This is a genomic window from Novosphingobium sp. B 225, assembly GCF_002198665.1.
Taxonomy (GTDB): Bacteria; Pseudomonadota; Alphaproteobacteria; order Sphingomonadales; family Sphingomonadaceae; genus Novosphingobium.
The window spans coordinates 12,874-29,718 of record NZ_MWLM01000031.1 but is presented as its reverse complement, the minus strand read 5'-3'; the positions used below and the strand labels follow the sequence as shown (position 1 = coordinate 29,718).

Below are 16,845 nucleotides of genomic sequence, written 5' to 3'. Positions count from 1 at the left end.
TCGACTACGCTCGACACGAACGGATGTTGTGTGATTGGAATCAGAGCGGCGTGCCCAAACAATTTTCCTACATCGGATCGATTTGATAGGCCGATTCGCAACGCAGCCCTGCGCAGGCTGCGGTCTTTCTCATTGTCGGTTTTAGCGGTGCGAAGAAGGCGCCGGGTGACAGAGGGTGACACTTCCTCTCTGGACAGTGTCAACCGTGTAAACCTGTCAGCCCGTGTCACCCGCCGGGATGATAGAAATCATACACCGTCTGCGCCACTGCCGCGCTGACACCGGGGGCGCGTTGCAGGTCTTCGAGCGAGGCTGCGCGGACCTTGCCGGCAGTGCCGAAATGCAGCAGCAGCGCGCGTTTGCGGGCCGGGCCGATACCGGGCACTTCGTCCAGCGGAGATGCCTGGATCGCCCGGCTGCGCTTGTCGCGGTGCGCGCCGATGGCAAAACGGTGGACCTCGTCACGCATCCGTTGCAGGTGGAACAGCAAGGGTGAATTGACCGGCAGCATCTTTTCGCGCCCGTCGGGAAAGTGGAACACCTCGCGCCCGTCGCGGCCATGGTGCGGCCCCTTGGCAATCGCGATCAAGGGCACGTCCTCGATCCCCATCTCTTCCAGCGTGTCGCGCGCCGCGCTCATCTGGCCCTTGCCGCCGTCGATCAGGACCAGATCGGGCCACATCCCGCCATCGCGGTCGGGATCTTCCTCTGCCGCGCGGGCAAAGCGGCGGCCAAACACTTCGCGCATCATGCCGAAGTCATCGTTGGTCTGGGCCTGCTTGATGTTCCATTTGCGGTACTGGCCCTTGATGAAGCCCTCAGGCCCGGCCACGATCATCGCGCCCAACGCATGGGCCCCCTGGACGTGGCTGTTATCGTAAACCTCGATCCGTTGCGGCACTTCGGGCAGTTCAAGGAATTCCGCCAGCTCACGGCCCAATCGCGCCTTGGCCCCGCTTTCTGCCTGCCGCCGCTCCAGCGCTTCCGCCGCGTTGCGTTCGGCCTGCTGGATCAGGCGGCGGCGGTCACCGCGCTGGGGAATCGAGATCTCCACTTTGCCGCCCGCGGCCCCGGCCAGCGCCTCGGCCAGCAAATCGGCTTCGGGCAGCGCGCGGTCGATCAGGATCAGGCGCGGCGGGGGCACTTCCTCATAGAACTGGGCGAGGAAACTGGTCAGCACCTCGGCCTCGTCCAGTCCCTCGGTATGGCTGGGAAAGAACGCACGGTGGCCCCAGTTCTGCCCGCCGCGAATGAAGAATGCCTGCACGCCGAACTGGCCGTTGCGCATAGCGATCGCGAAAACGTCGGCATTGCCCACGCCTTCGGCATTGATCGCCTGGCTGCCCTGGATGAACGTTGCCGCGCGCAGCCGGTCACGCAGCATGGCAGCACGTTCGAAATCGAGCGCGGCGGCGGCCTCCTCCATCTGGGAATTGAGTTTGGCCTGCACCGCGCCGCTGCGCCCGCCAAGGAAGTCCTTGGCCTCGTCCACCAGCTCGGCATAGCCCGACGCGTCGATCCGCCCGGTGCACGGCGCAGAGCAGCGCTTGATCTGATAGAGCAGACATGGCCGGTCACGCCGAGAGAAAAAACTGTCGGTACAAGATCTTAGCAGAAACAGTTTCTGCAGCGCATTGATCGTGGTGTTGACCGATCCGGCGCTGGCGAAGGGGCCGTAGTAATTGCCTTTGGCCCGCCGCGCGCCGCGGTGCTTCATGATCCGGGGAAAGTCATGTTCGGCGCTCAGCAGGATGAAAGGAAAGCTCTTATCGTCACGCAGCAGCACGTTGTAGGGTGGGCGATACCGCTTGATCAGCTGCGCTTCCAGCAGCAGCGCCTCAGCCTCGCTGTTGGTGGTGACGATGGTCATGGCGCGGGTCTGGCTGACCATCCGTTTCAGCCGCAGCGGCAGCCGCTCAACCTGGGTGTAATTCGCCACCCGGTTCCTCAGCGCCCGCGCCTTGCCGACATAGAGCACGTCACCGCGTGCATCGAGCATGCGGTAAACCCCGGGCTTTGGCTTCAGCGTCGCCAGCACCTCGCGGATTGCCGCAACTCCGGCCTCCAGGTCAGGCTGGCTGCCCTTCATGGTATAGGTCGCCCGCTCCTCGTTGAAGCGCTCGGAAGCATTGGGCTGATCGGGGCGGCCGCTTTTGGACATTGCGGATCAGATAGGCGCTCGGCCCGCGGCGCGAAAGCGGCTTGTTGACGCCTATCCCCGGTGTGTTAGGCTCTGTTTCCAAGACCGTCACAAGACGGGCATAACAATGGGAGGCAGGGCGCTTGCGGCAACTCCAGGGGATGGATGCTTCCTTCGTCGCGCTGGAAACGCGCAATTCGCCGATGCACATCGGATCGCTGCTGATTTACAACCCGGCCACTGCGCCCGGCGGGTTCGTGCGGTACAAGGATATCCTGCGCTTCTTTGAAAGCCGGATGCAGCTGTCCAAGACCATGCGCCAACGACTGGTGCGGGTGCCGTTCGATCTCGATTACCCCTATTGGATCGAGGACGCGGAATTCGATCTGGAATACCACGTCCGTCACGTTGCCCTGCCCAAGCCGGGGGACTGGCGGCAACTGTGCATTCAGGCCGCGCGGATCTTTGCCCGCCCGCTCGATCTCAATCGCCCGCCGTGGGAATTCACGGTGATCGAGGGTCTGGACAACATCCCGGGCGTTGTCCCTGGCTCATACGCCATGGTCACCAAGGTCCATCATGCCGCGATCGACGGGATGAGCGGGATCGATCTGATGGAGGCGCTCCACACGCTTGACCCAAATGCCCCGCCGCCGAACCAGCCAGACACCTGGCAGCCAGAAGAAGTGCCCAACGTGCCGACCCTGCTGGCCAAGAGCTGGCTCAACGGCATCCTCAACCCCGCGCGCCAGCTGGACGTTGCGGCCAAGGCGGTGCCAGGGCTGGCTCGCGCGCTCAAGGGCCTTGCCGCCAAGGACTTCAAGCTTCACGGCGAAATGATCGCCCCGCGCACCCGCTTCAACGCGGTGCTTTCCCCCAATCGCGTGGTCGAAGGCCGCTCGATCCCGCTGGCCGATATCAAGGCGATCCGCGAACTGACACCGGGGTGCAAGGTCAACGACGTGTTCCTGACCGTGATCGGCGGAGCGCTGCGCAAGTACCTCGATCACCACGGCGAGCTGCCGGACAAGACGTTGACCGCAATGGCCCCGATCTCGGTCCGTGCGGGCGATGAAAAGGGCGACATGGGCAATCAGGTCGCCGCGATGATCGCCCCTTTGGGTACACACATCGCCGATCCGGTCGAACGGCTTGCCTATGTCCATTCGCAGACGGTCAACAGCAAAGCGATGACCGACGCGATCGGCGCGCGCAACATGACCGAGATGAGCAAGGTCAGCCCGGCCCTGTTCATGGCGCTGGGGGCGCAGCTCTATACCCGGCTGGGCCTTGCCAACCGGGTTGGCCCGCCCTTCTCTACCGTGGTTACCAATGTGCCAGGGCCACCGGTGCCGATCTATTCCAGCGGTGCGCGGCTGGAAAGCATGATGGGCCTGCTCTGCCTGACTGACGGGATGGGCCTGGGCCATGTGGTGCAGAGTTATTGCAAGGAGGCAACCATCGCCTTCACCGCCGATCGCAAGCTGATGCCCGATCCGGATTTCTACGCACAGTGCATCGAGGATAGCTTTACCGAGCTGCGCGATGCTGCCCGGCAGGAACCCAAGCCCGCGCCCGCCAAAGCGGCGAGCGCGAAACAGGACAAGCCCTTGGCAAAGCCCAAAGCCAAGCCCACATCGAAACCCTCGGCTAAAGCCAAGGCTCCGGCCAAAGCCAGAAAGGCAAGCAAATGACCGCCACAACCGCCGCCCGCAAGGCCCTGGAGATCGAGGCGCGCCCGCCGCACAAGTTGCTTGCCCTGGCCGAGGGCCGCGCCGTGTTCGAGCTCGCCTCGTTCTACGCCACTCGCCACTTGCTTGGCATGCTGCCCAAGGGCGATGGCCATCCGGTGCTGGTCCTGCCTGGCTTCATGGCCAGCGACAGCTCGACCGCGCCGATGCGCCGCTTGCTGAAAGACCTGGGCTATGACGCCTATGGCTGGAAGCTGGGCCGCAACGTGCGGGTTGATCTGGCGCGGGTGCATGAGATGGAGCGCCTGCTGCTGGACATCCACGCCAAAACGGGCCGCAAGGTTTCGATTGTCGGGTGGTCACTTGGCGGGGTGTTCGCCCGTGAACTGGCCAAGCTACACCCCGAAGCGGTGCGGCAAGTGATCTCGCTCGGCAGCCCGATTCATGATGATCGCCGCCACACCAATGCCAGCAAGCTGTTCGAATGGCTCAACGGCAAAGAGCCCGAAGTCACCAAAAAAGGCCACTTCACCGGGCTGCATCAGGCTCCGCCAGTGCCGACCACTTCGGTGCTGACCAAAACCGATGGTGTGGTCCACTGGCGCGGTTCGGTGCAGCAGGCCGATCATGCGCAGTGCGAGAATGTGGAGGTTCACGCCAGCCACTGCGGGCTGGGGGTCAACCCCAGTGTGATGGTGGTGCTGGCTGACCGCCTGAAACAGCCTGAAGGCGAATGGCAGCCGTTCAAACCAGGCCTGACCAACCGCTGGATGTTCCCGAAAACCCGCCTGCATTGATCGCTGAAACAAGCCGGGCCGCGCAGCATTTCGCCGCGCGGCCCGGTTCATTCATTCATGCGGGCCGGTCAGATCGCGCGGCCGTCGATGCTGACTTGCCGGATCCGGCCATCGCCGTCGATCGTGCAGGTAAAGGCCCCGCCACCAGCGGCCTTGCCCTGAACCCGCCAGCCCTGCCCTTCGCGATTGACGCTGTCGACCGCATCGACGCCGGACTTGCCGCGTGACACTTCATCGATGCACCGCCCGATCGCAGTATTGATGCCGTTGCCTTCGTTCCATTGCGGGCGATTGTCATCGCCATAGTCGCGCGTGTCCTGGCGCGGAGCGGGCGGCGGCGGAGGCAGCGGTTCGCGGTATTCCGGCTGGTTGCGCTTGCTCTTGCTGCCGTTGCTGGCAGCGCTGGCAATTGCGGCGATGCCGCCGATGATCAGGATGCCAGCGAAAATATCGCCGGCGTCGACCCGGTCATGATGCCGGCCCCAGCCGCCACCCCAGCCGCCGCCCCAACCGCGATCGCGGGCCAAGGCGGGGGTCGCCATCATCGAAAAGGCCGCAACGCCCGCCAACATGGCGGCGCTGCGCGAAAGTTTGCGCGTCATGGTACGAACCCTCCAGCAGCACCGCCTGCGGACCCAGGCCGCAGGACGAATCGGTGTAGCTTTGTCTCTCAAACTAGGCGGTCCAAACTGTCTCCAGTCTGAACCGCCTGTCGCTGCTCACACACGGTCTGGCTTACAGGCCGCGGACCCCGTCGAAGTCCATATCGACGATCCGGCCCTGCTCGATCCGGCACTTGAAGCTGCCGCTGTCATAGCCGCGCATCCCGGCATTCCAGCCGCGATAGTCGCCGCCCCAGCCCCGGCCGTAGTTGCCGTCACCATGGCGCCAGCCGCGGCCCATGGAGTTCACCGCGATCCGGCCGCGCACTTCGAACCCATAGCGGGTTTCGCGCACGTCGCGGATGTCGGTCACGTCGGCGCGGCCATAGGAATAGCGGCCCGCGCTGCGTTCGGCGGCAAATATGCACTGCTGCACCGCCTGGCGCGGGTTGCTGCGCGCGTAGTTGCCGTAGCCATAGCCGCGATCATAACCCCGGCCATAATCGCCGTATCCGGCGCGGCCATAGCGGTAGTCACTGCGGTCGTTGTTGCTGGCCGATGCGGCCACCGCCGCGATCCCGCCGATTACCAGCGCCCCGGCAATCACCTCGCCCGCGCTGATGCCGTCGCGGTCATGCCCGCGATAGCTGTCGGCCAGGGCCGGAGTTGCCGAAGAAGCCGCCATCGCGCCAGCCGCGACTGTGGCGAGAGTGCCCTTGGCCAAAGCTTTTGAAAGGGTCTTCATGGCATTTCGTCCTTCATTCTGCCGGAGCGGAATAGCCCGGCGTTGAAGGTGGTCTAGCGAATCGGGTGTGGCGCGAGCCTGAATTGGGCTGACAGGCGTTGTTAATCTGAATGGCACTTTTTATGAACAGGGTCACAAGTGTCCAAATTGCGCACTTTTCGCGGAGTTTGGCACTGTTCAAAAATCAACCACGCACTGAAATCAAACGATATTTCCAGAGTTAGTTGAGGAAACACATCCGCGGCGCGGATATGTGCGAAATGTTTTGAGCGCCCCCATCCCGGCGAACCCCACGCGAATCCAACAATGTCAAAGAGCGGACGGAACCCTATCAGGACCGGCGCCTGTAGGAAAATCATTCACCCGGCACGGCCAGTCCGGTCCAGTGGGCGAGGAAACCGAGCACGTCGGCATTTTCGGCCACGGCCTTGTCAGTCGGCTTGCCTGCCCCATGTCCGGCGCGGCTTTCGATCCGGATCAGGTGCGGCTTGGGGCCAAGCGCGGCGGCCTGCAGCGCGGCGGCATATTTGAAGCTGTGCCCCGGCACCACCCGGTCATCGGTATCGGCCGTAGTGACCAGCACCGCCGGATAGTCCCGCCCGCCGGCAATGTTGTGATAGGGCGAATAGCCGCGCAGCACGCGGAAATCGGCCTCGTTGCCCGGATGGCCATAGTCATCGACCCAGTACCGCCCGGCGGTGAACCGATCAAACCGCAGCATGTCCATCACCCCCACCGCCGGACTGGCGGCAGCGAACAGATCGGGCCGCTGGTTGACCACCGCGCCGACCAGCAGGCCGCCATTGGACCCGCCCTGGATCGCCAGCCCGCCCCGCGGCGTCACACCCTGGGCAATCAGATATTCCCCGGCGGCGATGAAATCATCGAACACGTTCTGCTTGTTGTGCAGCCGTCCGGCATCGTGCCACGCCTTGCCGTATTCGCCCCCGCCGCGCAGATTGGCGAGCGCAAAGGCCCCGCCCGCTTCCAGCCAGGCCATCCGTGCCGCCGAAAAGCTGGGGGTCAGCGCAATGTCAAACCCGCCATAACCATAGAGCAAGGTCGGCACCGCCTTACCGGCCGCCGCCACGCTATGCTTGCGAACCAGGAACATCGGCACCCTGGTGCCATCCTTCGAGGTATAGAACCGCTGCTCGATGCCATAGTCCGCCGGATCGAAGCCCAGCTTTGGCTGGGCAAAGGGCTGGGTCTTGCCGGTCGAGCTGTCATAACGGAACACGGCGCTGGGCTGGTTGAAGCTGGAAAAGCTGTAGAACGTCTCCGGATCCCCCGGCCGCCCGGTAAAGCCAGAAGCGGCCCCGATCGCATTGAGCGCAATAGTCTGCACCCGCCGCCCGTCGAGCGAGACCATCTCCGCCATCGATGCGGCGTCTTTCAGGTAATTGAGAATCAGCTGGTTACCTACGATCTGCGCGCGTTCCAGCGTTTCCTCACGCTCGCGGATCACGTCCACAAACCCGCGTTCGGGATGCTTCAGATCGGTTGCCACCACTTTCAGCCGGGGCGCACCCTTGTTGGTGACGAACCACAGCTGATTGCCCATGCCCTCGATCAGACGCCAGTCATGGTCCAGCCCGGTGACCAGCGGCTGCGCGGTCCAGCCCTTGGGCTTGCCGTGCCGTCCCAGCGGAATAACGTGCAGTTCAAACCGGTTGTCGGTGCCCCGCGAAGTCGTGATCAGCGCCCAGCGCTGATCGTGAGTAACTTGCGCGAAATGGCCCAGTTCGGGCCTGTCAGGCGTGGCATAGACCAGCGTGTCCGCGCTCTGCGGCGTACCGATGCGGTGAAACCGCACTTCCTGCCCGGTATTGAGCTGTTGAAAGGCCTGCCCTTCGCGTGGTTCGGGGAACCGCGAATAGAGGAAGCCGCTCGACCCGATCCAGGCGATATTGGTGAATTTGGCCCACTTGATCTCATCCGCCAGCACTTTGCCGCTGGCCGCATCGACCACCCGGATCGTGCGCCAGTCCGATCCGCCATCCTGCACGGTATAGGCCAGCAGCGATCCATCGTGCGCCGGTTCCCAATCATCCAGCGCAGTCGCGCCGTCCCTGGCCCAGCTGTTGGGATCAAGCAGCATCCGGGGTGCGCCATCCAGCCCGGTGCGCACGAACAGCTGCGATTGGTTCTGCAACCCCGAATTGCGGGTATAGAAATAGGCCTTGCCCGCCTTTACCGGCAGGCCGAACCGTTCGTAATCCAGCAACTGGCGAATGCGCCGGGCAAACCATGGGCGTTCGGGCAGCTTGCCCAGATAGTCCTGCGTCACCGCATTCTGCCGCTTTACCCAATCGGCCACCGCAGGTTCTGTGCGGACGTCCCCTTCAAGCCAGCGGTACGGATCGGCCAGCTGTTCACCGAAGATGGTTTCGACCACGGGCCCGCGCTGGGTTTCAGGATAGGTAATGGGCTGCATGTCCTTTGCCTGGACCAGTCCCGCCCCCAATAACAGCAAGCCGCCCAGCAGGGCGCGGCACGGGCGGATCATGGTATTCTCCCCAACGGATTGGCCAAAAATGAAAAGGCGGGACCAAGCCTAACGCTTGCCCCCGCCTTTGCAATCGGCCCGTCGACGAGCGACGTTGCGGCGCGACTTATTCTTCTTCGGCGGTGAACACCGGACCCGAATCCTGGCCCTTGGCCGAGACATCGCGGTCAACCAGTTCGATCACGGCCATCGGCGCGGCGTCCGAAGCGCGGATCCCGGCCTTGATCACGCGGGTGTAGCCACCGGCGCGGTCGGCATAGCGTTCAGCCAGCACGCTGAACAGCTTGACCAGCTGGGCATCGTCGAGCAGCCGGGCGTGGGCCAGACGGCGGTTCGACAGGCCGCCATGCTTGGCCAGCGTGATCAGCTTTTCCACATAGGGGCGCAGTTCGCGTGCCTTGGGCAGGGTCGTGGTGATCTGTTCATGCTTGATCAGCGCAGCCGACATGTTGCGCAGCAGCGCCTTGCGGTGGCTGGAGGTACGGTTGAGCTTACGACCGCCGTATTTATGACGCATGGTATCTGTCCTTCGTTCGTAGGGGGCCCGTATCAGGTAGCCCGATCCTGGCCGGATTAAGGGTCCGGCCGTTCCCTGGGTTTCGCTCTCGCCCCTTTAGGGGAGAGATACGAAGGCCTGGCAGCTTGCTGCCTGGCCGAAGTTGAGAGGGGCAAGGGGAGCGCACTCCCCTTTCCCAACCCTCTCCCCTAAAGGAGAGAGGGCTTAGCCTGTTAGCCCAGCAGTTCCTGCTCAAGCTTCTTGGCCATTTCTTCGATGTTTTCAGGCGGCCAGCCGGGGATGTCCATGCCGAGGCGCAGGCCCATCGAGCTCAGGACTTCCTTGATCTCGTTGAGGCTCTTGCGGCCGAAGTTCGGCGTGCGGAGCATCTCGGCCTCGGTCTTCTGGACCAGGTCGCCGATGTAGATGATGTTGTCGTTCTTGAGGCAGTTGGCCGAACGCACCGACAGTTCCAGTTCGTCCACCTTCTTGAGCAGGTAGCGGTTGAGCTGGTTGGTATCGCCTTCTTCGGCAGGCGCAGCGGCCATACCGATCATCGGCGAACCGCCCACCGGCATCGCATCTTCGAAGTGGACGAACAGCGCCAGCTGATCCTGCAGGATGCGCGCGGCATAGGCCACGGCATCTTCCGGGGTGACGGTGCCATCGGTTTCGACCGACAGGCTGAGCTTGTCATAGTCAAGCTCTTGCCCGATGCGGGCATTGTCGACCTTGTAGCTGACCTGGCGAACCGGCGAATAGAGCGAATCGATCGGGATCAGCCCGATCGGCGCGTCGATCGGACGGTTGCCGACGGCGGGGACATAGCCCTTGCCGGTGTCGGCGGTCAGTTCCATGTTCAGCGTTGCACCTTCATCGAGGTGGCAGATCACGAGGTCCTTGTTCATCACCTCGATATCGCCGGTCACCGCGATGTCGCCAGCGGTGACTTCACCCGGGCCGGTGGCCGAAAGCTGCAGGCGCTTCGGGCCTTCGCCCTGCATGCGCAGCGCGATCTGCTTTACGTTCAGCACGATGTCGGTGACGTCTTCACGCACCCCGGCAAGGCTGCTGAATTCGTGCAGCACGTTTTCCATCTTGATCGAGGTGATCGCGGCGCCCTGCAGCGAAGAGAGCAGCACGCGGCGCAGCGCGTTGCCCAGCGTCAGCCCGAAGCCGCGTTCGAGCGGTTCGGCCACGAAGGTTGCGCGGCGCTTGGGGTCGTTGCCCGGCTTCACCTCGAGGGTGTTGGGCTTCTTGAGTTCCTGCCAGTTCTTGATGTTGACAGTCATGGAGGTCCCCTAATGCGTTTTTGGCCCTAAGGCCTTGTTTTGGCGGAAAGGCCGCTGCCCCAGCTGGGACCGCGGCCGTACCGAAACTGCGACGGGCTGTGGCCCGCCGCGGTGCAATCGATCAGACGCGGCGGCGCTTTGAAGGACGCACGCCGTTGTGCGGGATCGGAGTCACATCGCGGATCGAAGTGATGGTGAAGCCGACCGCCTGAAGCGCACGCAGCGCGCTTTCGCGGCCCGATCCAGGGCCCTTCACTTCGACTTCAAGGGTGCGCACGCCGTGTTCGGCGGCTTTCTTGCCGGCGTCGTCCGCTGCCACCTGAGCGGCATAGGGGGTCGACTTGCGGCTACCCTTGAAACCCATCATCCCGGCGCTGGACCAGCTGATCGCATTGCCCTGCGCATCGGTGATGGTGATCATGGTGTTGTTGAAGCTGGCATTCACATGGGCGATGCCGCTGGTGATGTTCTTCCGCTCGCGGCGCTTGATGCGCTGGGGTTCGCGTGCCATTTTTTTCGTCCTACTCGAATATCGGGAAGGGAAAGCAGTAAGCCCGAAGGCCCGTGCTTACTTCTTCTTGCCGGCGATCGGCTTGGCCTTGCCCTTGCGGGTGCGGGCGTTGGTGTGGGTACGCTGACCGCGAACCGGCAGGCCCTTGCGATGGCGCAGGCCGCGATAGCAGGCCAGGTCCATCAGGCGCTTGATGTTCATTGCGGTTTCGCGACGCAGATCGCCTTCGACGGTGTGATCAGCGTCGATGGTTTCGCGGATGTGCAGGACTTCCTGGTCGGAAAGGTCCTGAACGCGGCGGGTATGATCGATACCCAGCTTGTCCGCGATCTGCTTGGCCTTGTGGGCCCCGATACCGTGAATGTAGGTGAGCGCGATGATAACGCGCTTGTTGGTGGGGATATTGACCCCGGCAATACGAGCCACTTAGTTCTCCATGCTCCACAGGAAACAGCAAATGCGGTTTCCCATCTCAACGCTTCACCCGGGCCAGAACGGCAAAAGGCCCGGTTGGCGCGCGCAAAGGCTGCCGCCTGCCGGACTGACCCGCTCTGTCGAGTGAAGGGCGCGCTTAGGGCGATTCGTTGCCGCTGTCAACGCCTTGGACTGGCGCCTTCGCCGGAGCCTTTGCCGGAGCCTTGGCAGGCGGCTTGGCTGCGGGTCTGGTCCGGGGTGCGGGGCTGGCGGCGGGCGCATCCGGTTCCGGGCCCTGCGCTGCGGCTTCCGGCGCGGCCGCGGGGACGGGTTCGAGCAACTGTGCCAGCCGGGCCAGCTGCTGGCCCAGCACCGCATCGACCGCCGGAGCGATCTCGGCCGGCTTGGTGCTGAAATAGCCGCCGACGGTATACTCCCAGAAGATCCGGGTCTTGCCCTGCTCAGCCGGCTTGAGCAGAATCGCCAGTTTGCCAGTTACCGCCTCGCCTTGCAGCGGGCCCAGTTCGCCTGCCATCAGCAGGACTTTGCCCGGGTTCACGTGGATCACATGCATATGTTCCACACTGCCGCGCCGCGCGCCTTCGGGGGCGGCGGGATCCTTGGGCATCAGTTCGCAGAAGCAGCCGGTGGCCTGGGCATCGATATAGAGCCCGCTGGCGTCCTGCGACCAGGTATGCGCCCGGTCCCACCACTTGGCGGGGGCCAGCAGCGCAGACCAGACATCCTGTGGACTGCGCGCAACTTCGACGCTTTGGCGGACGGTGAAGCCAGTGTCGGCACTGTCGACCACTTCGGCCCGGGCCGCCGCGGCGAAGGTCAGGGCCAGACTTGCGGCCATCGCAAATGCGCGGAACTTCATTGGCACCCTCTCCTGGTGTTGATGCATTCAGCCGTCATATCTCGGCCAGCGGGTTGTCTTCCACAACCGGCGGTTCAAGCTTGCGGCAGTTTTTCACCGGGTCCCTGGCGAGCTCCTGCAGCTTCGCCTCCGCCAGGCGGAACTGGTCCATCACCACCGGGATCGGCGTCAGGTCGAGATGGCCGGAGCGCACGTGGATGTAGTCTACCCCGTACTGCCCCAAGACCGGCGTCGACAGGCTGAAGGAGACCAGTTTGTCCTTCTCACCCAGCGCCTGAAGTTCGGGCCAGCGCACTGTGATCCGGGCGCTCTTGCGCCATCCCGGCACATCCGCCAGCCCGCCAAGCCGCGCCGGATCCAGACCAAAGCCAGGTTGCGTCACCTGCAGGACGAGCAGGCGTTTGATCTTCTTGCGCTGCTGCGCCTCGATCTGCACCTTCACGGCAGCGGGATCGAACCGGGTTAGACGCACTTGCGACGGGTCAGGGCTGATCCATTCCGAAGCGCTGCCAAAAGTGAGCGTCATCGAAATCTCGTCGAGATCGGCCCTGCTGACATAGGGCCAGCCGATGCTGCCTGATTGCATCCAGACCGTGTACAGGTTCAGTATCGCTCCGGACGCATCGACAATCGCATAGCCATAGACGTTTTCGGGACCGGTTTTCGAATCCCACTCCCTTGGCCGGTCACCCTTCAGTGTCCGGTTGAAGAATAGGGGACGCTTCCCGTGCCACGTCGGCGCGAAGAAGTTGGTTTCGACATTGCAGGAATACTGCACCGGAGCCACCGGCACCGGCACCGGCTCCTGCGCCTGCCCCGCCCCGGTCAGGGCGAGCAGCGTGACAGCGATCAGGACGTGTGGGAGCCGCATGACCGGCAGCATAGCGATTCTGTCGCCATGCGCCAGTCTGCTCGCCGCCGTGTCAGGCAGCAATAATACGTTCGATCGCCGCGGTCACGTGGTCCATTTCGGCCATGCCGTTGACCCGCGCCACGATTCCGCGCGCGTCGTAGATCGGCAGGATCGGCGCGGTCTTGGCGCGGTATTCGGCCATGCGGGTGCGGACGGTTTCTTCGTTATCGTCCGGGCGGCGCTTGAATTCGTGGCTTCCGCATTTGTCGCAGGTGCCCGGCTCGCGCGGCTGTTCGAACGTGTCGTGATAGCCCTTGCCGCAATTGGCGCAGGTGTAGCGGCCGATGATGCGTTCGACCAGCGCGTCTTCATCGACGCCAAGTTCGATCACGTGGTCCAGCTTGCGCCCGCGCGAGGACAGGATCGCGTCGAGCGATTCGGCCTGGGCCGCAGTGCGCGGATAGCCGTCAAAGATTGCGCCCACGCCCGCGCCCATCGCGTCCAGCTCATCCCCGATCAGCGCCGAGACGATCTCGTCCGAAACCAGCTCACCCCGGTCCATCACCGCTTTGGCCTGCAGGCCCACCGGCGTGCCCGCCTTGACCGCGGCGCGCAGCATGTCGCCGGTCGAAAGCTGGCGCATGCCGTGCGCTTCGACCAGACGCTGGGCCTGGGTGCCCTTGCCCGCTCCCGGCGGTCCCAACAGGATGATGTTCACGTGCAGATCCCCTCTAGTCTTGCTCGTGGGCCGCTTGGCCTCAGCGCAGGCGGCCTTTCAGCTTCGCCTTCTTGATCAGGTCGCCATACTGGTGCGCCAGCAGGTGCGACTGGATCTGGGTGATAGTGTCGACCGTAACATTGACCACGATCAGCAAACTGGTCCCGCCGGCAAAGAACAGCGACATCCCGGTCTGCGCGATGACCCATTCGGGCACCACGCACACCACCGTCAGATAGATCGCGCCGATCACGGTGATGCGGGTCAGGACATAGTCGAGATAGGTCGCCGTGCTCTTGCCCGGGCGGATGCCGGGGATGAACCCGCCATTGCGCTTCAGGTTGTCCGACGTTTCCTCAGGATTGAACACCACCGCGGTGTAGAAGAAGCTGAAGAAGATGATCCCGGCCGCATAGAGCGCCATGTACAGCGGCTTGCCGTGCGCCAGATACTGGTTGAGGCTGATGATAAAGCTGCCAACCCCGGTATCGGGCGAAACCGAATTGCCCGCAAACTGCGTAATCGTCAGCGGCAGCAGCAGCAGCGAGCTGGCGAAAATCGGCGGAATCACGCCCGCAGTGTTGAGCTTGAGCGGCAAATGGCTGCGATCCGCCTGCATCATGCCGTTCTGGCTGGCGCGCTTGGGATACTGGATCAGCAGCCGCCGCGTCGCGCGCTCCATAAAGCAGATCATCAGGATCAGCACGACCAGCAAGACGATCAGCCCGATGATGGTCCCGCCGCCAATCGCCCCGGTGCGCCCGCCTTCAAACAGGTTGCCGATAAATTTCGGCATCTGCGCGACGATCCCGGCCATGATGATCAGCGAGGTGCCGTTGCCGATCCCGCGCGAGGTGATCTGTTCGCCCAGCCACAGCAGGAACATGGTCCCGCCGATCAGGCTGATCACCACCCCCACGCGGAACATCACGCCCGGATCGACCACCGCCTGCAGCCCGCTGGAAGCGCCATAGGCTTCAAGCCCGGCGGCGATGAACCAACCCTGCACCGCAGTCAGCAGCACGGTGCCGTAACGGGTGTACTGGTTGAGCTTCTTGCGCCCGCTTTCGCCTTCCTTCTTCAGCGCGCCCAGCGCCGGATGGAGCGAAGCGGCAAGCTGCACCACGATCGAGCTGGTGATGTATGGCATCACGCCCAGCGCAATCAGGCTCATCCGCTCAAGGCTGCCGCCCGAGAAGGTGTTGAAAATATCGAGAATGCCGCCCTGGGTCTGCTTGTAGAGCTGCTGCAGGATCAACGGATTGACCCCCGGCAGCGGCACGAAGCTGAGAAAGCGGAACACGATCAGCGCCCCGACTGTGAACCAGATCCGGTTCTTCAGCTCGGTCGCTTTGGAAAAGTTTGCGAGGCTCAGGTTGCTCGCAATGTTGTCGGCGCGTGATGCCATGTGCTGATTAAGCCTTGCTGTGGATCCGCTTCGGATCGCTTGTCAGCCCCCATATAGGGACGATTGCGCGATGTCGAACCCCTGCAATGCATCATCCCCGCACCAGTGGTGCGGGGATGGAGCTTGCCTTACTTCGCGGCCTTGTTGGCTTCGCGGCGGGCGGTCTTCTTTTCGTGCTCGCTGGGCTGAGCCGCGGGCAGTTCAACCGAACCACCGGCCTTTTCAACCGCTGCCAGCGCGCCCTTCGACACGCCATCAACTGCGAACTTGGCGGCAGTGGTGAGTTCACCCTTGCCCAGCAGACGCACGCCATTCTTGCCACCACGGGCAAGACCAGCAGCCTTCAGCGCGGCGTGATCGATCACGGCCTTGGCATCCAGCTTGCCGGCGTCGATCGCCTTCTGGATCAGGCCCAGGTTCACTTCGGCGAAGTCCTTGGCGAAGATGTTGTTGAAGCCGCGCTTCGGGATCCGCATGTGCAGCGGCATCTGGCCGCCTTCGAACCCGTTGACGCTGACGCCCGAGCGCGCCTTGGCACCCTTTTGGCCGCGCCCGGCGGTCTTGCCCTTGCCCGAGCCGATCCCGCGGCCCACGCGCATGCGGGACTTGCGGGCACCATTGTTGTCGGAAATTTCGTTCAGTTTCATCGTATGCACTCGCTTTCGCTTTGGTCGCGCTTATGGGAAGGCGGGCGCATAGGCGAAGTGCGGGGCAATGTCACCCCCCTTTGTCAGCCGCCCTTGCCACCCCGGCGCAGCCAGCGCGAAACCGGCAGTTCGAACCCGCGATGGATCAGGATCGCGGCGACCATGCACGCCGCCAGCGCCGCCAGTGGCACGGCCTGTGCCGCCCCCGCGCCTCGCAGCGCAGGCAAATGGCGCGACAGGTTGTTGAAGGCCGAAATCACGATCGGGTGCGAAAGGTACAGGACATAGCTGGCCGCACCGATCAGCAGCACGCCGTTGCTGCGCACCGACCGGCCATGCCGTTCCAGCACCAGCGCCGCCGCCACAATCACTGCGCCCGGAAAACCCGCCAGGAACAGTCGGTGGACGTCCTCCACCAGCGGATGCAGCAGGACCATGGCCAACGGCCCGGCCACGATCCCCAGCCAGCCCGACCAGACCGGCATCCGCCCGAACCACGGCCAGGCCAGCCCCAGCAGCATGCCCAGCACGAATTCATAGACGATCGGATTGCCATAAAAATCCGCCAGTGAAGGCGGCACCAGGCGCAGCCCGACCAGCGTGACCGGAATGGTCAGCAAGGCCGCCACCGCGATGGTCCGGGCCAGCGGAGCCAGCTTCAGCGCCAGAGTCAGCGCGAACAGCAGATAGAAAAACATCTCGAAATTCAGCGACCAGCCCACATAGAGCAAGGGATAGTACAAGGGCGGATCGCCGCTGGGCAGGAAGAATAGCGAGCGCGCCAGCAGGCCCAGCCCCGCCCCGTCCGGGTGCCATTGCCGCAGCGCTGTGGCCGCCGCCAGGAACACCAGCGAAACCAGCCAATAGGCCGGAACGATCCGGATCACCCGGTTGTGCAGGAAATTCCCCGGCCCCGGCATCCGATCACGCGAGATATGCACCATGATGAAGCCGCTGATCACGAAGAACACATCGACCCCGGCCTGAAACACGCCCAGATCAGCCCCCAACCCGGCCGTGGCCAGCAAGGGCCCCAGATGCACCACCACAATCATCAGCGCGGCCACGGCCCGCAAGGCCTGCACATTGCCCAGCAGGCCGCCCATCTTCCCGTCCGTCACCCGATCTTGCCCCTGCATTCC

General features: G+C 63.7%; 16 protein-coding genes. 2 read left to right on the top strand and 14 right to left on the bottom strand.

Annotated features, from left to right (window positions below):
* Window positions 1–226 precede the first annotated feature (226 nt).
* Complete coding sequence (gene uvrC, locus MNBBLIKP_RS04325) at window positions 227–2,161, bottom strand: excinuclease ABC subunit UvrC (RefSeq protein ID WP_088307838.1); 1,935 nt, start codon at window positions 2,159–2,161, stop codon at window positions 227–229.
* Between the two features lie 140 nt (window positions 2,162–2,301).
* Between uvrC and MNBBLIKP_RS04320 the strand changes: the two genes are divergently transcribed.
* On the top strand, window positions 2,302–3,834 hold the full coding sequence (locus MNBBLIKP_RS04320) for a WS/DGAT/MGAT family O-acyltransferase (RefSeq protein ID WP_088307836.1): 1,533 nt from the start codon (window positions 2,302–2,304) through the stop codon (window positions 3,832–3,834).
* Window positions 3,831–4,628 (top strand): esterase/lipase family protein, encoded by a 798-nt coding sequence (locus MNBBLIKP_RS04315; protein ID WP_088307834.1) that lies wholly within the window; start codon window positions 3,831–3,833, stop codon window positions 4,626–4,628. Before MNBBLIKP_RS04320 ends, MNBBLIKP_RS04315 begins: the two co-directional genes overlap by 4 nt.
* 68 nt (window positions 4,629–4,696) lie before the next feature.
* Here the strand turns inward: MNBBLIKP_RS04315 and MNBBLIKP_RS04310 are convergent, their stop codons facing one another.
* The 13 genes from MNBBLIKP_RS04310 to MNBBLIKP_RS04250 all read right to left on the bottom strand — a co-directional run bounded on the left by MNBBLIKP_RS04310 (window position 4,697) and on the right by MNBBLIKP_RS04250 (window position 16,824).
* On the bottom strand, window positions 4,697–5,230 hold the full coding sequence (locus MNBBLIKP_RS04310; protein ID WP_088307832.1) for a hypothetical protein: 534 nt from the start codon (window positions 5,228–5,230) through the stop codon (window positions 4,697–4,699).
* Between the two features lie 133 nt (window positions 5,231–5,363).
* Window positions 5,364–5,975: a hypothetical protein gene (locus MNBBLIKP_RS04305; protein ID WP_088307830.1), complete on the bottom strand. Its 612-nt coding sequence runs from the start codon at window positions 5,973–5,975 to the stop codon at window positions 5,364–5,366.
* A gap of 355 nt (window positions 5,976–6,330) precedes the next feature.
* Window positions 6,331–8,484 (bottom strand): prolyl oligopeptidase family serine peptidase, encoded by a 2,154-nt coding sequence (locus MNBBLIKP_RS04300; protein ID WP_441339264.1) that lies wholly within the window; start codon window positions 8,482–8,484, stop codon window positions 6,331–6,333.
* Between the two features lie 106 nt (window positions 8,485–8,590).
* Window positions 8,591–9,001 (bottom strand): 50S ribosomal protein L17, encoded by a 411-nt coding sequence (gene rplQ / locus MNBBLIKP_RS04295; protein WP_088307828.1) that lies wholly within the window; start codon window positions 8,999–9,001, stop codon window positions 8,591–8,593.
* 212 nt (window positions 9,002–9,213) lie between these two features.
* A complete protein-coding gene (locus tag MNBBLIKP_RS04290) occupies window positions 9,214–10,272 on the bottom strand; it encodes a DNA-directed RNA polymerase subunit alpha (RefSeq protein ID WP_088307826.1) in 1,059 nt (352 codons plus the stop codon).
* A gap of 121 nt (window positions 10,273–10,393) precedes the next feature.
* On the bottom strand, window positions 10,394–10,783 hold the full coding sequence (rpsK, locus tag MNBBLIKP_RS04285; protein WP_088307824.1) for a 30S ribosomal protein S11: 390 nt from the start codon (window positions 10,781–10,783) through the stop codon (window positions 10,394–10,396).
* A gap of 57 nt (window positions 10,784–10,840) precedes the next feature.
* Entirely contained in the window at window positions 10,841–11,209 is a 369-nt protein-coding gene (gene rpsM / locus MNBBLIKP_RS04280) for a 30S ribosomal protein S13 (RefSeq protein WP_088307822.1), read from the bottom strand.
* Between the two features lie 145 nt (window positions 11,210–11,354).
* Window positions 11,355–12,077: an SRPBCC family protein gene (locus MNBBLIKP_RS04275; RefSeq protein ID WP_088307820.1), complete on the bottom strand. Its 723-nt coding sequence runs from the start codon at window positions 12,075–12,077 to the stop codon at window positions 11,355–11,357.
* Between the two features lie 34 nt (window positions 12,078–12,111).
* Window positions 12,112–12,948 (bottom strand): hypothetical protein, encoded by an 837-nt coding sequence (locus tag MNBBLIKP_RS04270; RefSeq protein ID WP_140420524.1) that lies wholly within the window; start codon window positions 12,946–12,948, stop codon window positions 12,112–12,114.
* A 52-nt stretch (window positions 12,949–13,000) separates the two neighbouring features.
* Window positions 13,001–13,648 carry an adenylate kinase gene (locus MNBBLIKP_RS04265; protein WP_088307816.1) on the bottom strand — a complete coding sequence of 216 codons (648 nt, stop codon included), beginning with the start codon at window positions 13,646–13,648 and terminating at the stop codon, window positions 13,001–13,003.
* A gap of 40 nt (window positions 13,649–13,688) precedes the next feature.
* Complete coding sequence (secY, locus tag MNBBLIKP_RS04260; protein ID WP_088307814.1) at window positions 13,689–15,056, bottom strand: preprotein translocase subunit SecY; 1,368 nt, start codon at window positions 15,054–15,056, stop codon at window positions 13,689–13,691.
* A gap of 128 nt (window positions 15,057–15,184) precedes the next feature.
* Window positions 15,185–15,703 carry a 50S ribosomal protein L15 gene (rplO, locus tag MNBBLIKP_RS04255; protein WP_088307812.1) on the bottom strand — a complete coding sequence of 173 codons (519 nt, stop codon included), beginning with the start codon at window positions 15,701–15,703 and terminating at the stop codon, window positions 15,185–15,187.
* Window positions 15,704–15,786: 83 nt separating this feature from the next.
* Complete coding sequence (locus MNBBLIKP_RS04250) at window positions 15,787–16,824, bottom strand: acyltransferase family protein (protein WP_176399651.1); 1,038 nt, start codon at window positions 16,822–16,824, stop codon at window positions 15,787–15,789.
* Window positions 16,825–16,845 lie beyond the last annotated feature (21 nt).